The sequence below is a fragment of the Pseudoalteromonas phenolica genome, assembly GCF_044788725.1.
GTDB classification, from domain to species: domain Bacteria; phylum Pseudomonadota; class Gammaproteobacteria; order Enterobacterales; family Alteromonadaceae; genus Pseudoalteromonas; species Pseudoalteromonas phenolica_C.
On sequence record NZ_CP173161.1, the window covers coordinates 2235112 to 2261299 of the forward strand.

The window sequence follows — 26188 nt, forward strand, 5'->3', positions numbered from 1 at the left end:
TTCCGACAAAAGCCATTAGCCATTTGTGATATTTTCTAGCCGTGCAAAGCATTATTCTCTGACTCCACGTTAGAAAGCTCTTTGTTAAAGGCTTTTACTTCAGGCTTTTTAACGATTGAATAAATTACAGGAAGTACAATAAGTGTTAGCAGCACAGCACTTGTCATTCCGCCTACCATAGGTGCAGCAATACGACTCATAACCTCAGAACCTGTACCTGTACCATATAAAATAGGCATTAGACCGATAATAATTGTGGCTACAGTCATCATTACTGGACGAACTCGTAAGCCAGCACCGTGCAATAATGCATCTTGATATGCATCATCTGAGATGGGTTCTGCTCGCTCAACCGCTTTTTCCTTCAGCTCAGCAAGCGCCTGATTGAGATATACCAACATTATCACGCCTATCTCAACGGCTACACCAGCCAGAGCTATAAAGCCCACTCCAACGGCTACTGAGAAATTAAACTCTTCTAGATACATCAACCATAAGCCACCAATCATTGCCATAGGCAAGGTAACGATAATGATAGCCACCTCACTAAACGCTCTGAAATTCAAGTAAAGCAGAATAACAATAATGGCTAGTGTTAAAGGCAATACATAAGTGAGCTTTTCTTTCGCTCTTTCCATATATTCGTATTGTCCGGCCCAAGTAATCGAATAACCTGCTGGTAATGTCAGGTTATTCGCTAAATGTTCCTTAGCATTTTCAACATAAGTACCAACATCAACGCCATCAATATCAATGAAAGTCCAGCCATTGATTCTGGCATTCTCACTCTTAATACCCGGTGGACCATTCTCAACTCGAATATCTGCAACATCACCTAGCGCAATGCGTTGACCATTTGGAGTTACAACAGGTAGTTGTGATAGCTGCTCAGGAGAGTCCCGATAATCTTGTGGATAGCGTAAGTTAACGGGATAGCGTTCTTGCCCTTCTATCGTTTGCGTCACATTCATACCGCCTATTGCAGTAGAAACCACTTGTTGGACATCTTGGATATTTAACCCAAAGCGACTTGCCTTATCTCGTGAAATGTCAACCTTGATATATCGTCCACCTGCAACACGCTCAGAGTAAACTGACGCTGTGCCTGTCACTTTTGGCAAGAGTTGTTCTATTTGTTGGCCGATATCCTGAATAACATCAAGCTCTGGTCCAGCGACTTTAATACCCACAGGCGTTTTTATACCTGTAGCTAACATGTCGATGCGGGTTTTGATTGGCATAACCCAAGCATTGGTTAAGCCCGGAAATTTAACCAATTTATCAAACTCAGCTTTTAATGATTCTGTAGTCACACCTTCTCGCCACTGATCTTGCGGCTTCAATTGAATAAAGGTTTCAATCATGGTTAGAGGCGCAGGATCCGTAGCGGTTTCAGCTCGTCCTACTTTACCAAATACATTTTCAACCTCTGGAACAGTGCGGATAAGCTTGTCTGTTTGCTGCAATAACTCTCTTGCTTTACCAATAGAAATACCGGGATAAGTAGTAGGCATATACATGAGATCGCCTTCATCCAACGGAGGAATGAATTCACTACCAATTTTATCGACAGGCCAAAAACCAACGATAGTCACTAATACTGCTGCTACTATTGTAGATTTTGGAAACTTCATGACTTGCTTCAAAACAGGCATGTAAATAGCAATCAATAATCGGTTTAACGGGTTTTTCTTTTCAGAAACAACCTTGCCTCGAATAAAGTAGCCCATCAAAACAGGCACCAATGTTATCGCCAAACCTGCTGATGCCGCCATTGCATAGGTTTTAGTATAGGCAAGCGGTGAGAACATTCTGCCTTCTTGCGCTTCCAAGATAAACACTGGTAAGAATGAGACAGTTATGATCAGCAAGCTAAAAAATAATGCAGGTCCGACTTCACTCGCAGCCTTGGCTACAATTTGCCAACGGTTTTCATCTGTTAGTGGTGTTTTCTCCATATGCTTATGCATATTTTCAATCATCACTATTGCACCATCAGTCATCGCACCAATCGCGATAGCGATACCGCCTAATGACATAATGTTGGCATTGATGCCTTGCATATACATGATGATAAACGACACCAAAATACCCAATGGTAGAGTAACAACAGCAACAATTGATGAGCGAAGATGAAACAGGAAAACAACACAGACAATAGCAACAACAGCAAGCTCTTCAAGCAACTTGCTCCAAAGATTGTCAACTGCACGATCTATTAACTTCGATCTGTCATAGACAGGAACAATTTCTACACCTTCAGGTAAAGATGATTTGAGCGACTCAAGCTTTTCTTTTACCCCATTTATGGTTTGTTGAGCGTTTTCACCAAAGCGCATGATAACAACCCCACCAACAACTTCGCCTTCACCATTAAGTTCTGCGATACCACGGCGCATTTGAGGACCAAGGTTAACGTTGGCAACATCACCAATACGCAACGGCGTGCCTTTTTCGTTAATACCAAGTGGTATTTTCTCTATATCACTGACAGATTGAATATACCCTGTAGCAGTAACCATATATTCAGCTTCCGCCATTTCAATAACTGATGCACCAGTTTCTTTGTTCCCTTTTTGTAAAGCTATTTGTATTAAACTTAAAGGAATACCGTAAGCTCTCAATTTGTCAGGATCTACTTGCACTTGATACTGCTTAACCATGCCCCCTACGGCTGCAACCTCTGAAACGCCAGCAACAGTTTGCAGTTCATACTTTAAAAACCAATCTTGAATACTTCTTAATTGGCTTAGGTCATGATTACCTGACTTATCTGTTAAAGCATAGATGTACACCCAGCCCACACCTGTTGCGTCAGGACCTAATTGAGGCTTTGCTGAATCAGGAAGGCTTGATGCGACTTGGCTTAAGTATTCAAGCACTCTGCTTCTAGCCCAATATAAATCAGTATCATCATCAAAAATGATATAGACGTAGGAATCACCAAAAAATGAATAACCACGAACAGTTTGTGCTCCCGGTACAGACAACATCGCTGTAGTCAGTGGGAAAGTCACTTGATCTTGAACAACCTGTGGCGCTTGTCCCGGATAGCTCGTCTTAATAATGACTTGTACGTCTGAAAGATCTGGAATTGCATCTACAGGCGTTTTTTGTAAAGAATACAAACCGCCAAAAGCAATAATTAAGGTAACCAGCAATACAAAGAAACGATTGCCGATTGACCATCTAATAATTGATTCAATCATCATTTACTCCCAGCTTAATGATTCGAGTGATCAACTACAGGCTTATTTTCTTTGCCGTGTTGCTCGCCTGATTCAAGGGAGATTTCAGTGATCACTAAGTCATCTCTTACCTCAAAGGTGAAAGTGACATTATCACCAACATTGAAATCAACCATTTCTATATTGTCCGCGACGATAAAATCCATCGTCGCAGCAGGTCTATCCCATTTCTCTATTGAGCCTCTGCTAATATTTAGAATCCGTGTATCAATATCAATTGCATTGATCAAACCAGATACGGTTGCTGATGATATTTCTGGCTCACTCATGATATGAATTCCTGTAATTTCATATCCACTGTCTTCGGCTTTGCTCACTTCAAAGTGCAAAGACTGACCTGACTTCAGTGAATCAATATCTACCTTTTGACTCACATCGAAATCCATTGTCATTTCGGGCCAATCCCAAGCCTCAGCAGGACCATGAGTAATGTTAACCATGCGATGTCCCGCCATGACGCTGTTGATTTCGCCTTCCATCCAAACAGAGTTAGGTACTTCATCATGAGTCATTCGTTTGAAATCAGAATTTTTGCTTGATTCTGAATCAATCAGGAATTGAGCTGATGTCACCACAACATCATCTTCATTAAGACCATCTAAGATTTCGATACTATCCATATCAACCCGGCCAATTGTCACTTCGATAGACTTAAATTGCCCATCCCCCAAAGCAAGCACAACTCTGTCTTGTTTGCCTGTACGAATGACAGCTTCTTTAGGTACGAGTATGGTGCTTTCAGCTTGATTGGAGTGAATAGATACCTGTGCAAACATGTTTGGTTTTAATTGATAGTCTGGGTTATCAAATCTCAGTCGCACTCGGAGTGTGCGTGTTTTACTGTTCAATGTTGGATAGACATAATCAACGACACCAGCCCAGTCCTCACCGGGTAAATAATCCAGAGTCATTGATACTGGCAGACCTTTTTTAATCAGGGCGGCATGCCGTTCAAACACCTCGGCTTCAACCCACACTTGATCTAGTTGACCAATGCTTAGAATAGTATTACCCGGTTTGACGTAGAAGCCTTCTCTAACTTTCAGGTCATCAACAACACCCGCCTGAGGGGAGTAAAAGGTGATGGTTTGCTGTACCTTTCGTGTCTTTTCTAGCTTTTGAATGAAGTCCGATGAAAGCTGCAACGCTTTAAGGCGATCTTTCGCCGCCGAAATTAAGGAACTATTATTGCGCTTTAAAGCTATTAACAGTTCTTCTTGCGCGTTAACTAACTGAGGAGAATACAGTGTATAAAGAGGCTGACCTTTTTCTACAGGGTTACCTGCTGCTTTGATGTAAAGTTTTTCAATCCAACCATCAACACGTGGGTGGATATGAATTAGTTTATCTTCATCATATTGAACGTACCCTACCGTTGAGATTTCAGTATGCGTACTTTTTAGTTCAACAGGTGCAGTGCGAACCCCAAGGTTATTCACTACATGAGGCGCAATTTTTACTGCTCCGGGACCAAAGTCATCGCCAGATGACTCTTCCTCATACACAGGAATTAAATCCATCCCCATAGGCGACTTACCGGGCTTGTCCCGGCGGTAATTAGAATCCATCGGTGCGACCCAATACAGCGGTTTTTTCTCTGTTGATGTCGCTTCATCAGTATTACTGTTTGAATCTGTACCTTGATATAAACTCAATGCCCCTGCACCCAATGCAGCTCCAATTATGACTGCAATAATTGTTTTCGTATTCGTTGACATTATTTTTCTCCAAATTCCTGATTGGATAAGTGCTGAGTTTGCAGTGGCTTATGTTCAGCATTTGATTTAGATTGCGTAAAGAAATAGTTGATGCGAGCAACTGTTTTAAGTGCATCAACATCAATTCTTAAAGCTGATATTCTGGTATTTAATTCGGCAATTCTTGCTCGAACAACTTCGGCAAAATCGCCATCATCATTGGTGTAAGCCGTCAAAGAAGCTTCCGCTTGGTCATGAGTTTGTTTAAGGAGTTGTTCTTGATAGATAGATTGTCTATCAGATAAACGCTTAAGCTGTCTAAGCTCCTTTTCCACCGCACTGATCATTTGTTTTGTCAGCAATAACTTCTCGGTTTTAACCGCTTCTGATTCAGCAATAGAAGCTGCAACTTGCTTATCTTGTCTATTCTCAGTGAACAACGGTAAGTCAAATGTTACGCCAACAGAAAATAAGTCAGCTCTGCTATCACCAGAAGGCATATTGTCACGATATGCATAGCTTGCATTGACACCCCATTGTGGCTCATATTGCTGTTTAGCTAATTCGACACCTTTTTCTGAAGCTTTGCGTTTCACATCAATTGCAAGTATGGCTGGATGATTCGCAAGTTCCTGAGCCAATAAATTCCTTGAGTAGTTAGATGCTTTAAGGGCGGTTGGATTCTTCAATCGAATCGAGGGCAATTCTTTTGATACACTAAACTCAAGAGGTAGAGCGTCAAAATTAAATGATTCATTCAAACGTTCTGCATCGTAAATATGAAGCCACTCATTGAGACGAGCGATTGTCGTTTCTAGTTTCTGCTTTTGCGAAGTTAATCTGTCATCTAACTGCACAATTTCCAACTGAGCACGAATAACATCTTGCTGTCTGGTTTTACCAACAACGTTTGAGTAGCTAGCTTTAGCCACTTCCGCCATCTGCTCAAAAAGCGCCCAATCTGCTTCAATCAAATTAATAGTCTGTTGCGCTAAGTAAGCATCTAGCCAAAATTGTGACACTTGGCTTTTCAGCTTCGCTTTACGATCCTCACGTAGCAATGGAAATTTCGTGGACTCAATTTTTAACTGGTCTTGTTTGATTTCTAGGCTATCTCCTCTCGGAAACATTTGAGAGACGCCAACCTTTAGCTGCGTCATTCCTTCCTGATCTAAGTCCCAAGTATCTGTTGGTAAATTCATTATCCCAAGCGATACTTTCGGATCAGGCATAGTACCTGAAGCGATACTTCTATTTTCAACCGCACTTTGTTTCAATCGGCTACCATGAAGCCAAGGATCATTTTGCTGAGCTAAGGTTATTGCTTGTTCAAGCGACACTACTTTCTCAGCTTGAGCAGAGAAAACAGATAAGCCGAGCATAAGCACTGTTGAAAGTGAAGAAAGGTTTGAAGCGTTCAATTTCATTAGAATTGCTCCTCGTAGGTCTTAACTTTTGCATAGACTTCGCTCGTACCATCTTTAAATAGAATTAACACGTTGTATGGCATAAAGCGGTCACCGACTTCCATACCGGGAGAGCCAACTGGCATTGCTGGAACTGAAAGCCCAATCGCATTCGGGTGCTCTTCTGATAAGAACTGCTGAATAAATTTAGCAGGCACATGACCTTCAAAGGCAAATCCATTTCTGCTCACTGCCGTGTGACACGAGCGGTAATTAGGCTTAATACCATACTTAGTTTTGATATTGCCGATGTTTCGGAAATTTTTGGAATGCGCAACGTTCCCTTCGTCTTCAATATGAGTTATCCACTTTTTACAACACCCACAAGTAGGGGTTTTATAAACGATTAACTCCAAAGGTGTTACGTCGTTATTGTGTACATGTTTATGTTCATTAGCGTTTGCAAACGCAGGTGAAAGCAGCATTACAACTGCTATTTTTAAATACTTATTGATCATTTTTGCCCCCAGACATCGCTGGAAAATAGCTATAGCGCTACGACGCTATATTGACTAACAGAAAAATTAATTACATGTGCGCGAAATTTGGACGCACTAATCCTGTATTAGGCAAAAATTGGTGGACGATAAAGGGAAGTGGAAATTGAATGGGGTTGTTTAGATTGCATAGCAGCTACAGATTCACTCAATATTTGAATATCTGCCGAGTCAACACTGGAATTCACAACTGTCGTAGATGAGCAAGCATTTGCAGGGCAAACACATTCAACATCACAACAATCTTCTGATTGACCATTACTGCTTTCATTCATATCACCATGCTCCATTCCATCATGATGACTCATCTTGGAATGATCCATGTTCATGTGTGATTCGTGAGAACCTGATGACATTTCGCAAGACATAGCAGAATACACAAATGCTTGCCCTATAAAGGCAAACAGCATAAGCGTTATTACTAAGACTTTTGAAAATGCTTTAGACATAAAATTCTCATAAAAATATACACATTCTATGTTAATACAAATTTTCGAATAAGTAAATTGATGTCATGTAAACATTTATGAATATTTGACTATCGTCAATTTTTCAAAAGAGTAAGTGTTACATAATAATCTCATCAGACTTCTTATTTTCGTTATTCTCTTATTTTCGTTATTCTCTTATTTTCGTTATTCTCTTATTTTCGTTATTCTCTTATTTTCGTTATTCTCTTATTTTCGTTATTCTCTTATTTTCGTTATTCTCTTATTTTCGTTATTCTCTTATTTTCGTTATTCTCTTATTTTCGTTATTCTCTTATTTTCGTTATTCTCTTATTTTCGTTATTCTCTTATTTTCGTTATTCTCTTATTTTCGTTATTCTCTTATTGTTCTGCACAACTAAATCAGGACACTTTTCTTAAGGAATTTTGTTCATACTCTACTGGCGACAGATCACCATTAGCCGTATGAAGCCTTTCTAAGTTGTAATAGCGCATATACGCCATCACATCATTTCTCATATGCTCACGAGTTGGCTGTGGCACTTTCAATAGCCAATCATGTTTTAAGCTGCCGAAGAATCGTTCAACAACCGCATTATCCCAACACGCACCGACATCGCCCATACTGGCTCTGACGCCATAACTCCATAGTAATTGTCGATATTGTTTACTGGTGTACTGTGAACCTCTATCACTGTGAAACACCAAGCCTTTTGGAGGCTGCCGTAAGTTATAGGCTTTCATCATCGCCTTGCTAACTAAATCAGTCGTCATGCGTTTATCAATATGCCAACCAACAATACGACGTGAATACAAGTCCATGACGATAGCCAGATACATCCAATCTTCGCCAGTTCTTAGGTAAGTCACATCACCAGCCCACACCTGATTTGGAGCAACAGGATTAAAGTTCTGATTCAGTAAATTATCAGCAACCGCATCACTATGTTTGCGTTTGGTTGTTACCTTGTATGCTACCCGTTGAGTAACGACTAAACCAAGATTTGCCATTAACTTCTGAACGCCATAATCACTGACGTGAAAGCCCTCACTGCGTAACTTCTTTCTAAGCTCCCGATAACCTAAGCTATTTCTGCTTTTCTCGAAGAGTTGCTTTGCCTTTCGATATAAGTTCAGTTGCTCTGCTGTTATAATTTTAGCTGGCCGTTTAAGCCAAGCATAATAAGCACTACGGCTTACCTTCATCACTTTACAGAGCTTAACTACGGGAAACACCGAAGATAACTGCTTAATCGTTTTAAAGGTTACTTGGTTTCCTTTAGCAGGAGGGCGCTGGCCTTTTTTAGGATTTCTTTTTCCATCCTTAGCTCTTTATTTTCCTTGCGAAGCCTTAGCAGTTCGGCTCGTTCATCAGCATTTAAACTGGTACCTGATTGCTCAGCTTCAGCCTTTGCTTTCCAGTTATAAAGTATTTTATCTGTGATACCTAAAGACGCCGCTGCTTTTGGTACGCTATAACCTTGCTCGGTTACCAATGCCACAGCTTCTTGCTTAAATTCAGCCGTGTAATTTCTGTTTGTTCGTTTTGTCATTTAACACCTCAATAATTGGATTATATTCCTTTATTAAAGTGTCCTGTCTGATTAAAGCAGATCAAAATATTCCTAACGAATCAATGAGGTCAGAGTCATTGATATGATTATCTATCCGATACCTTTGGCAATACAATAGGTTTTGAGTTTGCGAGAACGACAGTTGTTGGCACAAAGCGGAAGTAACCCGCTGAATTTCATTATGTATCTGACAGTAATGAGCGAATAACGGTCATTCATTTTGTTATTTGAACCACTCATAAGCGAGAGCTTACAATGCTCACGCTTAATTTAAGTGATAAAATCTAGTTTTTGTATTTCCTTAGTTGCCAATAACTTAATACTGTTAATACCGTGAAGAAAGCAGGATCACTCCAACCAAACCCAACAAATATTCCTGTTATTCCTGCGTAGCTTGTAATTATAATTCCAAGTAAGTTAGTGAGCATCAGGGCTTTAAGTATTTGTTTAAGGGCTTCACCATCCTTAATATTTCTAAAGAGTAAACTAACCGCACCTAGCCCGCCTAAAAATATACTTGTATGTTGTGATAAAAAATATGCGTACTTATCGTTTATCTCAACACCATACATAGGCCAAACCTGTGTAGGAAAAAAGAACAATACCAAAGCAAAAACGGAGTAAATACCGCCATGTAATGTTAAAAATGCTCTATTATTCATACGGTTTCCCCTTTTAATACGGGACCTTGATTAATTTTGGTCAATGGTAAATTTATGTCAAAGATTATTCCCCTAACGTTAGGTACTCCCATGCCCTTTAAGCGAGCTGTATGCATTTCTAGATATGAATTCGCGCTGGCCTCATCTTCAAATAGGTAAATGCCACCCCCAAGCTTATCTGATTCATTTTCAGTCCAGATTTTCCATATTAAGCCTTCTTCCTGATTAATTGACTCTGCTAGGCCAACAAGGGCTTTCGACATTTCATCACCCAAAGCACCTTGATATTCAAAATCAACTTGTAATAGTTTCATCGTGTAGTCTCCAAATATAACGCTTTAAGCGCTGTGTTATGTATTAAACTTATTATTAACTACAAAATTTGCACAAAAAAGTTCATAATATTGCCAATAACTGTAGAAAAAACTGACAGGTAATGTGTATTGAGATTGAAAAGTACGCTGGAGCAATGGATTACACTACAAGAAGTGGATAAATCTGGCAGCATCCAAGCAGCCGCTACATCACTAAATAAAAGCCATACTACTCTAATCTACTCAATAAAAAAGCTAGAGGCCCAATTGGGCATAAAGCTACTGGAGATAAGTGGACGTAGGGCAATACTTACCAAACATGCTAAGTCCTTACTCAGAAGGGCTGAAAGCATGGTAGAACAAGCTAGAGATTTAGAGGAAATGAGCCAACAACTGTCTGTTGGTGTAGAATCAGAAATAACCATAGCTATGGATCATTTATGTAACCCTACGTTACTTTATAAGCCAATGAAAGAGTTTCTAAAAGCTAACACAACTACATCTATTCAGGTTGTCGAAACATCGCTGTCGAAAACCTCTGAAATGGTCACTAGTGAGGAGGCTGATATAGCTATTATTACTTTGCCAGTGACGAATTATCCCGCACAGGTGTTCTCTCTAACCACAATGATTCCTGTAGTATCTACCACCCACCCGCTTGCCGCTCTAGACTATGTATGTATTCAAGATTTGGCGATTCATAGTCAAATCGTTATCCGAGATTTAGGTAGCGTTTCATCTAACGTCGAGGGAAAAAATGTAGGCTGGTTAAAAGCAAATCAAAGAATTACTGTTGATAACTTTGATCATGCATTTAGAGCCACTGAGCAAGGATTAGGGTTCTGTCGTCTGCCTGAACATATAATAAGGAAAAGAAATGGTGAAAAGCTTAAAATTATCAAGATAGAGCAAAATGAAAAATACCAAGTGCCTATACATATTACTTTACCTAAACGGAGTAAAACAGGATTCGCAGCCAAGACTTTTTATGAAATGTTACTTCGAGATACCTATGCCCCTGAACATAAATAGTGGAAAAAGACATATGATTATAGAAACTTATGTCCGTTACTGGCACCAATGCGACTGTCAGATTTGATTGAGTTATGTTAAACGAGCCTGACAGTTCAAGTTAAGACTTATTTAAATAATGTTTATTTAGTCCTGAGCTGAATGATTCATCCTCTTTAACTACTCCAAACAGTACTTTACCGAGATACTCGTTCTTAGTTTCGCCATAATCAATTACTGTTACGGTTAAAGCTTCTTGTAGATAGATTTTGAACATGATTTTCAAAACTTAGACAGTATTTTTGATAAAATCAGCATCCCTATAAGGTCTCAAAACAAAACTAAATAACGACTCATACATGGGATATGGTGATTTTCGAGCATCCTTATGAGTTAGCAAACTTTCTTTGAGCGCGTATGTAAACTCGCAGTAATTAACATGATCTATTACGTGTGAATCATCTAGTCGCTTGGCTAATAGTGTTAGTCTTTGATTCCCAAATTTTAGAATGAATGTCTGTTCTTCACTAAGGTTTCTAACACGAATATCAACTAAAGGTACTGAGTCACCTAGATCTTCACACAACTTGCTGCTTAGAGGGAAGCCATATACAAGATATTTCTTGTTCTTGATATTAAATGCATGTGGATGATTTTCTTTTTGAAACATTGGTTCGTTGTTCAATACTGAATGTGTATTCAAGAACCAAATCTTAAGAAATTCAACTTTTTTAGCTTCTTCTAATAACCCATCTTCATTTGGTGTTGAATACAATAATGCTTTCTTAAAGTTTTCATTTGCCGCGAATAGATCGTATTTTTCTTCGAAATACCTTACAGCAATCAAACAAAATGAAACGTCTCCAAGCTTTATAGTTGAGTAAAGCGCCTCGTAATCTTTATTCAGTATATTGAAAATCGGTTTCCAAGTTAATTCTAGCTCTGTATTGATTATGTATTTAGCTTCATTATCAAGGCCGAATAAGAGAAATATCTTAGAAATAAGTTGCAATTTACTGATATTAATTACAACTATATTGGCAAGTCGATTAGCCATGAAATCAACGCATTTTTGCAATTCGCTAATTAGCCTTTTGTCATCAACTCCTTCTCCAATGAGCAAATATTTTAGCCAATCCACAAGCATAACCTGCTTGCTTTTCAACAAATTAATATTTTCGTATAACGATGATTCAAGCGTTTGATAATCAGTTTCGCAATAAATAGCTCTGGCAAGTGCATCCTTCGCTATCTTTATCGGGATATTTAAGGAGGTTGAAAGTAATGTTGCTTGTTTCTCTAGTTTGAGATCCAGATGAATATATGAGATCAAAATATTGCTCCAAAAGTTTAGAAGAACTATGGCCCAGCACGCCTGTTCTCGCAGTGGTTACAATATTTTTCGGATGCTCCGCTTTGCCGTATTTTATTTTCAACTAAAATAAATGCTAGGCACAGGCTGTCCGAACAGCCTCTTTCAGGCTAATTTAGGGGACTTTTTAAGTCAATACTTCAAATATGTATAATGGGAAGAAATGAAGGAAGAAAATGCTTATTAATCAAAAATTTAAAGTGAGAAAATATTTAATAAAATTTTTGAATTTTGTCCATTTTCAAACGATGGATGCTCTTCCATGCGGCTTAAAATGTCCTCTTTATTATTGTCAAATGCTTTCATAAATTTAACATCAGCTTTAGGATGCAAGTTTGTTAATAGAATTAAACCGTCATCACTTTGTGCATTTATGCGTAGCTTTAGCTCTTGCCAATTAGAACAGTCATAAACAACTTCAGATAGAACTTGCTGAGCTTGCTTCAAAGGAATAGATATAGCCTTTGAAAGTCTTTTCGCTTGTCTTTTTACGTTATCTAATTGTTCACTAATCGCTGTAGTCATTAATCAACCAAACACAAAAAATACTAGCCCACCGCACTAGTATTGAGTTTTATTGGAAAATTAAATATTTCCACAGAGTATATCCATTTGGTCCACGGTGGCAGAACGGGCGTCTCTGGAAAGCCGAAGACCATTATTACATAGAGCTAAGTAACAATAAAAGTCAGAAAACAGCAACATAACCATGTAATAAAGATTAAGTTGTAGTATGTCATATCTGATCTTAATGTTTATAAATAGATTAAACTTCATATAACAGGTAGGACTGGAAATGGTTTAAACCATTCCTCATGAACTTTACAGTTTTCGCTGTTTGGCTCTGGGAATGCCTGTTTTACTCTGACGTGAAGGGGCATCGATACACAGTTACCAAATATTAGAGCCTCTCCCGGAACCGATTGCTTGATCTTATTTGCGAAGTCTTCTGAAAAGTACGGAAGAATAGCGTAGACGTACTTCATATCTATTTCATTCTGTATTCGGTGAATTATGAAATTTGAGCATTGTGATAAAACTGTCTCAGATAACTCTGAGGGGCGTTGAGAAGATATCAGCAAATATAACGCGTATTTTCTGCCTTCACGAGCTATCTGCTCGAAAATATTCTCACGGAGAAGATATTTTGAATCTTTTTTAATGTAGCGATGGGCCTCATCTAGCACAAGATGTATTGGTTTTTGACGTCTTGCATTACCTTTCAGTTTCCTTCTTGAAGAAAAGTTTATTCTTGAAGTTACCGCGGTTAATGTTTCAAGAGCATCTTTAGAAAGCTCGCTGGTATCGATAATAACCATATTAGTTTGATCCGGGACATCTAAATTTGATTGCCACAGCCAATCAAGATAATTATTGATATTGGTTGTCCCTATTGGAGCCTGACGCATAAAAGCACAATCTGGATTATCCAAGAAAAAATCTAATCTTGTCATCATCGTAGAGGTGTATTCCCTTACGCGCCCATTACCTCTAGCATCTTCTTCCAGTAATGTTAAATTTGCGGCCTGCTTCAAAAAGCGATAATCAAAATATTCTTCACCCGATGCTCTGAAATCCATAACTTCTCGAAGAGTAGCATCGTCAACTTTATTTCTCACTACCTGTAAAGCGTTCTTCAACTTGTCTTTATTCTCACCAAAACTGATTGTGCAACTGGAATACAGGTTTTCTAAGTCAGTCAGTATTCCTTCATCTGTGCAGGCTCTATTCAGGTTTGCATCAAGCTTAATAAGATTCACAATCCCATAAATGATACTTTTTGCAGCAGTGATGATTGCTGTTTCGCTATCTCCCTGTGCATGCAGAGTATGGATCAGGTTACAGATCTTAAATCTAAGATAGTTAATTAGCTTTTGCCTCTGCTCTCCATCATGAGTTGAGATCATATAAAATTTATAACTTTCCTGAAGTACTTTGTCCCAGAAAGGACGTTGGGTTGCATCCGTTGCCATTAGGAATGCACTCCACTCATCAATGTTCATGAGGAAGTGAGGAAGATAGAACGGCTCAAAGCCTTCTTCTGCTACATCAATATTGGGCTTGAGAAGCCTTACTTTTAAATTTGGGCCTATTTCATGTCCAGTAAAGGCATTTTTATATTCTCCATTCACATCAAAAATCAGTATCCGCGAACCAATGGCAGAGTTATCTTTTTTCTTGTGAATGTCTTGGATGATGTGCGCTATTGTATTTGACTTACCACTCCCAGAGTTGCCCAACACTGCCGAATGAATATTGAAAAATGCATTGACTGATATGTTTATTGGATAGTTGATTAAGTTCTTACTCTCACCAAGATAAAAACTTTGGTGAATCGATGCGTTTAATGCCTTATCTTTAGCTGTATGAAGAATAAGTTCCATATCTTCAAACGTAACTACAGTTACCTCGGTGTAAATACCGGGAAAAATTCCTACACCAAGGTTAAATTTTCCAGTTCTTGTTATGGTGCCGACAGGTTTTAACAACAGTTCTCTATTGCTATCAATGTCGTAAGCGGCAGAGTCTAATTTCATATCGCTATCGAAAATTGACACAACTTCACATATTAACTGCTCACCAACTGAGTTTGTTGTTTTTAGGTAGCTACCAATGTTTCCAAAATAATAAACCACACCAGCAAGGTTTATAGAATTACCTCTAATGTCTGAAGAAATTTTGACTCGGAACTGATCGAAGTTTACTGAAGTGATCTTTCCAATTTTCATTTTTTATCCCCGACAGCCTTCATAGACTCTATAAACTCTTCTAGTATTTCGCTATCCTTACTACGGTCTAAATCGGGAATGAAATTATTCACAATGTAATTGAAATAATGAATTTTTTCTTTTTTAGGATCTGCGTTCTCAACATTAGGAACTTCTACCTCTCCTGATATCTGATAAATACGTCTGTCTGTCAGTCTTGTAAGATTTTCAGACGGATGATAATTACCAAAAATAACAACACTCAAGCTAGAGTTTGCAGCGAGTGCTGCATAGATAGCATTGTTGATATGTTCATCACTAAAGCTATATCCAATTACTATTAATACACCGTGCTGGAGTAACAATTTGTTTTGAAATTCTCTGATGAGATCCGCATAGGGTGAACCTAAGCTCTTGTTTTGTTTCAATGGTGTTGGGTAGATCAGTACATTTTTACCGTTAGGTTCTTGATTCGGAATAACGTCAACTTCTTTGATATTAAAAAACGAATTGTCATCCGACTCTATCCAACTAATTGAGCCATGAAGCTTGTAAAGATATACCATGTTTTCTAATGGCTCATACTTTTCAACGCTAGGATCAACTTTTTTGGAAAAGGTAAAGGAGAAGCGTGCAGGATTAAACGTGCGCGACAAGCCACTACTAAATCCATTGTTGTAGTTAATGTTGAGAAAACCCAACGCTGTTTCACTTAACAAATCATTGTTTGTCGTAAATACATTTACCCTAGCTAAATCTTTGTTTCTCAGAGCTAATTTTTGATAGAGTTTTTTATATAAATCGAGAGAAAGCTCTGCCTGCGCTGAGGTGCAATCTATATTTATAGATGAATAGATCTCAGTCTCTATAAGGTTAATCAGGAAGTCATTGAGACTATCTGATTGACCGACACCTTTTAGGTATTCACGCTTTGAGTACAGTGTACCAAGTATGTTTTCTAGGTTCTTTGGAGAAACATCTTTCGCAGATTTGAACCGTTTTTTTAACTCATCATGCGATGGGTTTTCTGGATGAAAAGCTAACTGGGTCATAGTTTGTGTAGCTTCTACTCTTTCAGTTACTTTACCAATTAGTGGTGCCATTGCAGGTATGGAATCAGAACTTGCACCAGCGCCCAATAAAAAGTGAAGATTTTTTATGTTGGTAAGATCAGAAAGTTTACTCCTTATTTTTTCTATACCGTCTTCAACACTATCATTTTCGCCAAACAAACTCTCCTGACCTTGTTTGAATATGAGGTAGTCTTTCGCAAATTTATTATCTTCACTCATGACGTCAACTCCCTTTAATTAATTTTACACATCTCGATTCCTGAAATAGAAATTGAATCTGGTAACTCGATAAGATACGTTTTGCTTTACTTAGTAAGCTTGTAGATGGCATTGCGAATAAAAAGACAAGACCACTATTTAGTCAATGAACGGACAAAACTTTTCAACCTCATCAACTTATTCCAAAACGTTCAAACCACTTCAATTTCCGTCAATCAATAGCCTTTAAGCTTCTATATTCCTCAAACGCAAATCGATCCGTCATACCACTGACGTAATCGATCAATAGTCGAGATCTGTAATACAACTCTAAAATTCGATCTTCATTAGAAACGGTTTCTTGTTGGTGAATGCTTTTCACGCTGTCGCTGTAATGACGTTTATGCTTGTTGGATAAGTCGTGATACAACCTAGTCTCAATAGGACATGGTTTCAAAAACTCGGTTTTGGAAAGGGACTTAAATTTTTCATAATCTAACTTAAGAAGTGGCATATAAGCATCAAGTAATCCTGATATTATCGCGTGACCTTGTAACTCTAAACGCTCTACTTCTTTAGCAGAAAAAACATATTTAGAAGCAACATCTTTCAAAACTTCTGTTGCTAAGTGAAATTCATCATTGCCATCTAACAAAGACTCATCAAGCGTCCCATCGAACACAGCTTCATGGTTTTCAATATATCTGTCAGATGCATAATTAGCTAATTCATTAACCAAGATAGTTCTTAACGTAAGAATATATGAATGATTCTTATTGTGAGACTCTGACTCATATCTCTTGTAAGCCTTTTCAGCAAGATTTGGTAAATATCTTTTTTTGACTACTTCATTATCAACTTTTTCATCATCTAAATAAGAATCCCATATATCGTTTATAGCTTTATGAAGCTGATCTACATTTAAAATGCCTTTATCTAACGCATCATCAAGATCTGCAATACAGTAAGAAATATCATCAGCAGCTTCCATAATGTATGTCAGCGGGAATCTATTGCCAGATTCAATACTTAAGTTATTTTGAAGCGCTTTAACGTACTTTTCTTCAGAGTAGTAATAACCGGGCTTTTTCTTTCGATAGTAATAAAGATCACTTTTATCAGTAGGCTTTGGTTCGTAAGCAGGTCGGGTATATTTGATTAGACAGGCTACTTGTGAAAAAGATAGATTTAAGTCTTGCAAACTATGTAGAAGTCTAATGGCTTGCGCGTTACCTTCAAAACAAAGCAGGTCTTTTACTAGTATATTATCCTTAACCTCATCACCGAATTTTTCAGTGAAAACATTCAACAGTGACGTTTCAGACCACATGTTTATGGCTTCTTCTCCGAAATGACCGAAAGCTGGATTTCCAACATCGTGCAGCAAACATGCGATTTCAATAGCACTGGTAAAGCCATCTTTTTTATCGTCTAAACCTAAAGCTTTTAACTTGTTAGCTTCGTTTAACTTTTTTAAAACCAGTTTTGCGATATATCTACCAACTTGTTGAACTTCTAAAGAATGAGTTAAACGACTTCTAACCGCAGCATTGGATTCTAGAGGGAATACTTGGGTTTTTTGTTGCAACCTTCTAACAGCAGCAGAATTAATTGAACGTCCCCGATCTGACTCCATTTCTTCATCAAATGTTTCCTTCGGAGCTGTTGATGCTCGAAAGCGCTCATGTTTTAGCTTTTCGTTATAATCCATACTGCTATTTCCCTAAATATTGTTATTATTCAATAATAAAAAATTTACTATGCCCACAAACATTACGAATGTTTGTTCAATATCTATATCTGTTGGGGCAAGTGTCGTTAATTTAAACCCAGCTTTCGTTTTACATCAAGAGGTATGTCATTCAACAGCCTTCCATACAGCTCTTCACAAGTATTCTGAAGTAGCTTTTTATTTTCATTAGTTAATTTGATTGTACTGTTTTTTAACTCTTCTTTAGTTTTGTGCTGATATCCTTTCTTAGGCTTATTTAATCTAGCTTCTTTAGATTTATGTAGATCATCGTTGACCTCATTGAAGTATTCGGTCAACTTCTCAGAGAAAGTATTGCTATTGAAAAGTGGCTGAGACTCTTTTCCAATCCTTCTTCCGACTTCTGCCTTTGAAATAGTCCAATACTTTTTAACTTTATAACTACTTTTTTTGGGATGCCCTCTGATGTAGCGCAACTTTTCTTCTTTAAGGCTATTTATCGCCTTGTAAGCATCTTTAGCAGTTGGATGAAGCTTAACCCATTCAAACTTCTTATCTAACTCTGTCCTTTCAGGCTGTTGATCGTTTTCTTCTAATAAAAAATCATCGTAGTAACTATTACTCATCATGAAGCCTTCTAAGAGTTGACCGCAATTTCAATTGTTTCATTTAAGAAATCAATATATTTTTGATAGGGTGATACATCGTAATTTTTACCCAACTCTTGTATACGTTTCAGAGCCAATCTAACCGTCACTAAATGCACACTTTTGATAAATGCTGGGAGATTCGGGTTTCTACAAGCTTCGACATCGGGTTTGATATATACAACAATGCCGTTGAAGTTTCCTTCTTCAATATCCCCATTAATACAACCCAGACAAAGACTGGGTTCTGCTTTATGCCGCTGAGGCATACCTTCTTCTGAGCACTTAGCGTGGTCAAATGTTCCTTTCCTTAAGACACACGTATTCCAAGGATTGACTTTAATATCGACAACTCTGTCATTCGAAACTTTGTTTGCTAATTCTTCATATTCTTCATGTGTTTTAACATGGGTAATAGCAACAGCCTTATTTATAAACCGATCAAACAGACCTGCATAGTGTCTTCTTTCACTATTAAGACTTTGGATTCTAGATCGTACAATGTGATTTATTGTTGTTCTTTTAGCTACTTGCATTATGGCCTTAGCCTCTTTCCCTCTCAGGTATGCCATAAAAAACCGTTCATCTATGTGCTTAAAGTTTGCTCGAATAAACTTACCTATATTGCCTTTATACCGCCTTAAAACCGCTTCAGCCCAAACATGTCTCAACGCATGCGGGGTAGCATAAAATATACCTTCTCTAAGCTCGTCTACTATTACTTTTACATCAGAGTTGCTGATGTCGCCATTATTTATCCTCATGTATTCCAAAGCTTCTTGAGATAAGCGACTTTCAATTATTTGAACCGCAACATCATCAAGCTCGCCATTAACATAACGCCTAATAGTTTCTTTAAAACGAAGATGTTTCTGATCAACGTTATAATTACGAGAAATTAGCTCTAGAATTTGGTTATCTTTTCTAAGCTTATCTTTTAGTTCGTTAAGACTTTCTACTACTGCGCTGTTAAAATCGTATTTGCCTAACAAATACTCCTTTCTTTTTGTTTCAACTAAATCACAATCTTTAGCCATCAGAATTTTAAGTTCATCTAGCTCTAAGAACGTTTTATAGTTTTCAGGAAACCTCTGCCAATGCCTTGCTACCATTGATTTGATATGATTTTCGATTAGCGTAGTTTCTCCAAATGTAGCAGATGTCAACGCAAAGCCATTTTCATTTGCTGCGGTAAAAGTAGACAGGTGCTTAACCAAAATTGCAGTAGATAACGTTATTTCTCTTTCTAGTAATGTCTCACCATTTGTCTTTGGCGAAATCCACTTTATGTAAAATCGAAACGGAGAATAAACAGCATCTGAAATTTCCTTATTTACAGCAGATTTTAACGATGATTCAGGGAAGCCAAATTCACTTGCCCTCCACCCAGTATAAGAAACCAGAGCGGTTACACCAGCAGCTTCTACATCCCTAAAAAAACTCCCCATGTTTGCATTAGTACTTTTACGAAATAGCTCTAAGTATTCGTCTAGAAGTGCATTCGCACCTTTTAAGTCTATAGTTTCTTCATATAAAACATTGTCACAATACTCATCGAATTCTTGTAACGTAAAGTCGATCTTAAAGCCTGTTTTATCACTATTAATATTCGCTGCATATTCTGCCAGTATATATTCTCTTTTTTTTAGCTGATCATCATAAAAGCGAGCATACATCAACGATCTCACAAACTCATGTGAGTCAAAACGAGTTTCGTCTAATTTTAACTCCAATATTATTTGATTAAGTTTATCTACATTAAATGCATGATACTTAGCGACTATTTCATTATATTTAGTAACGATTGTATTGGAGAGCTGGTCTTTGTTTTCAGTAAATAACGCATCCCATTTGGATTGATTTCCTTTCTCTTCTAAATCAAATCCTAGTTCAATAACAGAACTACGAAGTGCTGTAGCAAAAACTATATGTTGCTCGAAGAAGCTAGCACAATAATCGACATAATGTTTGCCCACATCCAGAGTTAAAAAATCAAATGTTCCCCCAACTTTATAATCCGCTAATGTCATGTCCATTTGGGACAAACAAGCTGAATTAAACTCTTTGTTTAGATCTTCCTCATGAATATTAGTAACAACTCCTTCAACACTGTGGAGGCGCAAAATTCTTGTAATACTCGATAAATTAAACGTTTTAAATCGAGATCCATAAGCGGGAGATGACAGGCGTCTAACAAAAGACCCGTCCACAAAGTCGTGAGTTAGAGATAAACTAAAGAAATCCTCCAGTTTGGATTCCTCAAGTGATTTAATATTATTTTCCTGCAAATAGGCAAAAAGAATTATTAGCATTTCCAAGTGCCAAACACTTCTATAATCCAAAGAATAGCTGTGCCTTTGTTGTAAAAAGAGCCACTTAGCAAAATCTATGATCGTCAAATTAATAAATTCTCCGACTTCAAATTCGATTCTAATACTTGATTTGAATTTTAAAGTTTTATTATTGAAGTCGCTAAAATCTAACGTTGCATACAAATTATTCGCTCTGGTGTTAGTTGAAGTAAAAGGGATCACCCATTTATCGCTTTCGAAAGAAGCATGTCCGTTAGGATCAATTAAACGCAACATATCATTACAATGCACTAAGAATTTAGCTCTGGAGTCATTATTATTGCTGTCTAAACTAATTATATTTCTCATTTAGTAACTCCCTGTAAATGCAGTAAAAATAGGTGGTAGATCTTTTTTAAATTTCTTATATAGCTTTCGACCTTCTGTAATCGATTCTTTGGTAAACAATCTATTGGATAAGACCGCTTCTATCCATTCTGCCGTAGGCAATGCCTCTAAAAATAAATATTCGGGTGCTCGTTCAAAAATTTTTTTATGACAACGCTCCAACTCACCAAGATAGTGTAAAAGCTTTAGAACTGTTTCTGGTGCATCAACAAGATAAATGTAATCAGGAATACTGTCTTCAGTGCCTTCATTGGATACCAAGAAACCAAGGCTATTTACCTTGCCATCACTTTTACCAGTGACAACTTTTAAAAGTGCTAACGTATTATCTGCCCGTAATTTTATGGTTTGTAATACACTCTCTATTGTCGTGTTATATTCAGAAACCTCTGACTTACTGGGTCTTAAGACATTTAGACAAATATCGTTCATAACATTGCGAGTGACTTTTCCGCAGTTATCTATCCAAGTTTGATTGTCTTCTGTACGATAACTAGCACGCTCAGTTTTATTTGAATGAGAGTTATAATTAGTAATTCGAGTTGGGTCGAAGTTATCTGACTCAGCGTGTACCCTTGAGTTTTTAACGGCTTCCGAACTAAAGATGCGAGTCATTGTTGGTGTTTCGCAGTTCAAAAGCCAATTATTGTTTTTTCTCTCGTAAGTTTCCCTTCTAACACCTTTTTCACATATAGCCACAACACACTCGATGAATACTGGTGAAACTTTTTCTCTTGATAAGTGCGTATTTAGTACATCACGGACGCTAGAATTCCCTAAAAACTTAAAAAACAGTGATACGTTTGCGGTAGGACCCATTTTTGATTGTAACGAACCATCATCAGTAATTAACTTACTATCGACTTTAAGGTTATCGGTGCGGTCATTTAGAAACGCAAGGATAGAAGTACCTAATAAAGAATTTCCTTTAATTGATTCTATGTCATGGTAGCTTTTTGAGCGAGACTTGAAATATTCTGATTCTATTTGAGTAACTTCTCCCGTTTGTCTTTTGGAAAACCTAAAATCTCTCAATCTTATTCTATAAATATCATTGTAAGGAATCGTTTGATATGACATTAGTAAAGCAAATAAGTAGTTTTCCCCCTTAGAGATTGGGATCTTTTTGTGCTTAGCAACTGAATATTCGACCAACTCTTGGATAAAATCAGGTGTAAATAAGAGTGCTCCCTCAGTTTGCTGACGAAAAACTGTGACTATTTTGTTTGATATCTTTGCAGTTTGAGCTGGTATTTTTCCCGTATTCCAAAATTCGTCTTTAGCATACTGCTGCGCTTCTTCTACACATTGTGAATAAAGCAGAGACTCTAAAGCCGTATTAATTATGTTATTAGCTTCGATACCAGTAAAAAGATTTCTAAGCTTCTCAAAAAAAACTTTTTTATTGTTTAATGTAGCAACTTTAAATGCAGCTTCATCTATTCGAAATTGCTTGTTTTTCCGTCCCCCTTCATAATTTTCTCTAAGAGGGCGAATTAATTTCGCGGGAAAGTAATCTGGTTGAACGCTCTTCTTGCTAAACAAATCAATAAGCGCATGTTTTGCTTTATTTATTTCAAACAATGCACTGCTTATTGTAATTTGGAATGACTTTATCAATAATTTAGGGGATTCAGCTCTCTTATATAGATGCGCACCAACACCGATATCATCTCTTCTTAACCAAGAATGAAAGCCAAAGTAATCAGTAAGTGTAGTTTGCACACTGCCATCATTTGCTGCTGGTTTGTTTTTTGATAGAAGATCTAAGTACTTATAATCATCGGTCGCTAGTAATTCGATACCAAAAGGAACATAATTAAGTGCTTTGTTAAGCAGCCGTATTAGTTCAATCATGCCTGTACTTTGAGTCTTTACCCCATCGCTTTCAACACGATAAGCCTCAAAACCCTTTAAGATATTTACACGATTAAACTGATCTATTTTTAGTGCATTTAAATAAGTCATAAACTTAGTTGCTATATAAGATAATGCTCTGCGATCTCCACCAGTACCCTCTTCAAGAACAAACGTTATATAATTTGCAACGTATAAAGCGGCAAATATCAATCTCTTTTCGTGTGAATCAACATCTTCTAGAGTTACAATTTGCGACTTTGATCCCTGATATTCAGGAACAATAAATCGATCAACATCAAATGGCACAAAATCAACAGCTCTCAGTGTTTGTTTATTCGAAAACTCTGCCAGCATCTCAGCTTGTTGCTTTAATAAGTTTTCTTCAATATTATCCATTTGCGCACTCCAAATATGACTTTTCTTGGTCTAGCTTTTCCTTAACAGACCTTATATATTTTCTTGTCGTTGTTGGAGCATCTTTTCCTCTAGTTTCGTGACCTAATAACTCTGCTACTAGCAAATATGGTCTAGATAAATGAGTGACGTTTTCAAGTTCAAGTCCATCTTCTTCAACAGCATCGTGGAATTTATCAGTTCCATATGAATGCCTAAGAATGTGATATTTATGATCTTCTTCTAGAGTGTGAAGGTAATCAGGTAAAAAACCTTGCTGTTGCTTATCGATAACCAAAGCGCGGGTATCTTTAAAATCTCTAGTGCCTTGGTATTCCCTTATTCCATGTACCACACCACTTATAGGATCAGTTATAAATAAGCTATCTTCACCACATTTGGGCCTCTCAGTCTCGTAATACAATTTAAATCGCAACATCACATCACGTGGAATATAAATCCATCTAGAAAGACCGCCAACACCATTTCTACGGCCTTTTGAATATTTGCCTTGAAGCCAATATTTGAACTCTTGTTTTTGTTTGCCTAAACGCTCATTTAGTTTTGTTTCTACATCTATTTCCTTGAAGAACGACTTCATACCTGAGTATGATTTACCTCCCACTTTAAAATCGTTTAATAATAATCCCATATTCTCCTGTGTACGTAGGCCACATTCACCGCCTGCACGCAAGGTACATTCAACGCGGAGATTTCTAGCATTTGCGTAAAGTTCAGCTCGCATACGTGGGGACAAATACTTAATTACATTTCTTCTTTTAGTATTCTCCCTTGCAATAGATTTATTATCGTTTTTTACACAGATCTCTTTTATATTGGTAAGCCCATTGAAGGCCAAAAAGTTGTAGTAATATGTCAAGCCTGAAACTGCTTTCTCTACCATTTTCTCGCTGGTATTACGCTCCAGAATCAAAACGTTATTTATATAATAATTTAGAATTTCTTCAGGTAAGTTATGGTGTGTACTTATAGAAATTGAAGTTGAATTTACTGAATAACTTTCAAGCCACAACAGGAACTTTCTTAACTCGTAAAAACAATCAGTAATATTTTTTTTTGATAACGTTTCTTTATTAAGCTCAGCATCTTTTATTCTGCGCTTTCCTGACCCATCTACCCATGTTAATTTGTATACTTGTCTATTTTTAGAAAGTGAATGTAAATATATGTTGGGTAGCAACAATGGAATGCCATCATTGTCACACATCAACATTGTTTTATATTTTTCACTTTGAAAGTTATACATCATCTATTTCTCATACCCAATCTAATTACATACTAGTCTACCTTTCCAACAATAGATACATTTTTACCTATTTTAGTGGGTGTCCGTTTTCCTTTGGTCACGGCGGTGAAACCGCGCTGAATTTTATGATGCGAAAACACGGCGGCTTTGAGGGCAACGCACAAACGCTGCGCATTGTAGCCAAACTTGAGCCTTACTCAAAAGGCTTTGGTATGAACCTAACGCGCCGTACATTACTGGGCTTTATAAAATATCCGGCGTTGATCAACCAACTTTGGCATTCGCAAGCCGAGCACAACCCAGCTTCACCATTTATTACAGCTCATCACTGGCTGCCAGCTAAAGGTGTATATAACTGTGACCAAGATATTTTCGACTGGGTGCTCGCGCCATTCTCAAATGCCGATAAAGACCTTCTACAATCAAATAAACCGTGGGATGACTTTAAAAATAAAACCCAATTTAAGTCACTCGATTGCGCCATTATGGAAATGGCCGACGACATCGCCTATGCGGTTCACGATTTAGAAGACGCCATTGCCACTGAAACATTGTCAGCCTCAGATTGGCACAACTATGCCATGCCAAAACTCAAAGCGCTCGACTCGCCTTGGTTAAAACAAAACTTAGACACGCTCACACAGCGTTTATTCTCAGACGATGAGTCACTCAGGAAAGACGCCATTGGCGAGCTGGTAAACTTATTCATTGTTAATAGCAGCATGCAAACACAAAACGACGCGTTTGAGTCAGACTTACTTAAAAACACCGTAAAACTCGAACCCGAATTTGCAGCAATTCTGCAAGTGTTGAAAATATTCGTGTACGAGCGACTCATCCGCGAACCCAAGATGCAGCAAATAGAATTCAGCGGTCAAAACCTATTAATGGACTTATTCAAAGCATTCGCCAGCGACCCGATGCGACTACTGCCACACACGACTCAAGTGATCTTTGAAGAAGCAAAAGATGAAAACGCGAGAATGCGCGTGCTGACCGACTATTTATCGGGTATGTCTGATGAATATGCGAGAAAAACGCATGCGAGATTGTTTGCGGGAGCGGTTTGAGAACATTTCAAATAACACTTAATACAAAGTCGCCCTGAGCGAGTTTCAGGGTCTTGTTTTAACTGTTAAGAAAATCAAGATTACAGGGGTTAATCACAACCGTATAAACTTTTAGTAGCGCACTGTCATGGGGTGTCAGGGGTCGCAGGTTCAAATCCTGCTATGCCGACCAGCTTTTCCCCTACCTTTCAATAACTTAGAAAGGTATTTCAAATATCAAAAATCACCTTGTGCAAAATAGGTGCAAAATAAGTGCAAAACCTCAGTCAAAA

Annotated in this window: 19 protein-coding genes and 1 pseudogene; 2 read left to right on the forward strand and 18 right to left on the reverse strand. The window is 37.7% G+C overall.

Going from position 1 to position 26188, the window contains the following annotated elements:
• Window positions 1–35 precede the first annotated feature (35 nt).
• From ACH784_RS10130 to ACH784_RS10165, 8 genes are all read right to left on the reverse strand, one after another.
• On the reverse strand, window positions 36–3209 hold the full coding sequence (locus ACH784_RS10130) for an efflux RND transporter permease subunit (protein ID WP_404395240.1): 3174 nt from the start codon (window positions 3207–3209) through the stop codon (window positions 36–38).
• Window positions 3210–3223: 14 nt separating this feature from the next.
• Entirely contained in the window at window positions 3224–4966 is a 1743-nt protein-coding gene (locus tag ACH784_RS10135) for an efflux RND transporter periplasmic adaptor subunit (protein ID WP_404389838.1), read from the reverse strand.
• Window positions 4966–6372, reverse strand: coding sequence for a TolC family protein (locus tag ACH784_RS10140; protein ID WP_404389840.1), 1407 nt, complete (start codon window positions 6370–6372; stop codon window positions 4966–4968). The genes ACH784_RS10135 and ACH784_RS10140 overlap by 1 nt, the downstream gene beginning before the upstream one ends.
• On the reverse strand, window positions 6372–6869 hold the full coding sequence (locus tag ACH784_RS10145; RefSeq protein ID WP_404389842.1) for a DUF411 domain-containing protein: 498 nt from the start codon (window positions 6867–6869) through the stop codon (window positions 6372–6374). Before ACH784_RS10145 ends, ACH784_RS10140 begins: the two co-directional genes overlap by 1 nt.
• A gap of 107 nt (window positions 6870–6976) precedes the next feature.
• Window positions 6977–7357, reverse strand: coding sequence for a hypothetical protein (locus tag ACH784_RS10150; RefSeq protein WP_404389844.1), 381 nt, complete (start codon window positions 7355–7357; stop codon window positions 6977–6979).
• Between the two features lie 402 nt (window positions 7358–7759).
• Window positions 7760–8910, reverse strand: a protein-coding gene (locus ACH784_RS10155) for an IS3 family transposase (protein WP_404389846.1) whose coding sequence is annotated in 2 segments (ribosomal slippage) — window positions 7760–8634 and window positions 8634–8910 — 1152 coding nt in all. Because the reading frame shifts where the segments join, the coding sequence is not laid out codon by codon here.
• 305 nt (window positions 8911–9215) lie between these two features.
• Window positions 9216–9593, reverse strand: coding sequence for a hypothetical protein (locus ACH784_RS10160; protein WP_404389848.1), 378 nt, complete (start codon window positions 9591–9593; stop codon window positions 9216–9218).
• Window positions 9590–9907 carry a monooxygenase gene (locus ACH784_RS10165; protein ID WP_404389850.1) on the reverse strand — a complete coding sequence of 106 codons (318 nt, stop codon included), beginning with the start codon at window positions 9905–9907 and terminating at the stop codon, window positions 9590–9592. The genes ACH784_RS10160 and ACH784_RS10165 overlap by 4 nt, the downstream gene beginning before the upstream one ends.
• A gap of 135 nt (window positions 9908–10042) precedes the next feature.
• On the opposite strand from ACH784_RS10165, the gene ACH784_RS10170 reads away from it, so the two are divergent.
• On the forward strand, window positions 10043–10939 hold the full coding sequence (locus ACH784_RS10170; protein ID WP_404389852.1) for a LysR family transcriptional regulator: 897 nt from the start codon (window positions 10043–10045) through the stop codon (window positions 10937–10939).
• Between the two features lie 100 nt (window positions 10940–11039).
• Here the strand turns inward: ACH784_RS10170 and ACH784_RS10175 are convergent, their stop codons facing one another.
• From ACH784_RS10175 to ACH784_RS10220, 10 genes are all read right to left on the reverse strand, one after another.
• On the reverse strand, window positions 11040–11195 hold the full coding sequence (locus ACH784_RS10175) for a hypothetical protein (protein WP_404389854.1): 156 nt from the start codon (window positions 11193–11195) through the stop codon (window positions 11040–11042).
• Between the two features lie 12 nt (window positions 11196–11207).
• Window positions 11208–12251, reverse strand: a complete 1044-nt coding sequence (locus ACH784_RS10180; protein ID WP_404389856.1) for a hypothetical protein — start codon at window positions 12249–12251, stop codon at window positions 11208–11210.
• 234 nt (window positions 12252–12485) lie between these two features.
• Window positions 12486–12815, reverse strand: a complete 330-nt coding sequence (locus tag ACH784_RS10185; protein WP_404389858.1) for a hypothetical protein — start codon at window positions 12813–12815, stop codon at window positions 12486–12488.
• A 248-nt stretch (window positions 12816–13063) separates the two neighbouring features.
• Window positions 13064–15019 (reverse strand): ATP-binding protein, encoded by a 1956-nt coding sequence (locus tag ACH784_RS10190; protein WP_404389860.1) that lies wholly within the window; start codon window positions 15017–15019, stop codon window positions 13064–13066.
• The gene (locus ACH784_RS10195; protein WP_404389862.1) at window positions 15016–16290 is read right to left on the reverse strand and encodes an SIR2 family protein; all 1275 of its coding nucleotides are present in this window, start codon (window positions 16288–16290) and stop codon (window positions 15016–15018) included. The genes ACH784_RS10190 and ACH784_RS10195 overlap by 4 nt, the downstream gene beginning before the upstream one ends.
• A 211-nt stretch (window positions 16291–16501) precedes the next feature.
• Window positions 16502–17980, reverse strand: coding sequence for a dGTPase (dgt, locus tag ACH784_RS10200; protein ID WP_404389864.1), 1479 nt, complete (start codon window positions 17978–17980; stop codon window positions 16502–16504).
• Window positions 17981–18087: 107 nt separating this feature from the next.
• Window positions 18088–18609, reverse strand: a complete 522-nt coding sequence (locus ACH784_RS10205; protein ID WP_404389866.1) for a hypothetical protein — start codon at window positions 18607–18609, stop codon at window positions 18088–18090.
• A gap of 8 nt (window positions 18610–18617) precedes the next feature.
• Window positions 18618–21287 (reverse strand): hypothetical protein, encoded by a 2670-nt coding sequence (locus ACH784_RS10210; protein ID WP_404389868.1) that lies wholly within the window; start codon window positions 21285–21287, stop codon window positions 18618–18620.
• Complete coding sequence (locus ACH784_RS10215; protein WP_404389870.1) at window positions 21288–23582, reverse strand: hypothetical protein; 2295 nt, start codon at window positions 23580–23582, stop codon at window positions 21288–21290.
• On the reverse strand, window positions 23575–24849 hold the full coding sequence (locus ACH784_RS10220; protein ID WP_404395311.1) for a hypothetical protein: 1275 nt from the start codon (window positions 24847–24849) through the stop codon (window positions 23575–23577). Before ACH784_RS10220 ends, ACH784_RS10215 begins: the two co-directional genes overlap by 8 nt.
• 89 nt (window positions 24850–24938) lie before the next feature.
• On the opposite strand from ACH784_RS10220, the pseudogene ACH784_RS10225 reads away from it, so the two are divergent.
• A pseudogene (locus tag ACH784_RS10225) lies at window positions 24939–25916 on the forward strand (anti-phage deoxyguanosine triphosphatase); the annotation flags it as partial.
• Window positions 25917–26188 lie beyond the last annotated feature (272 nt).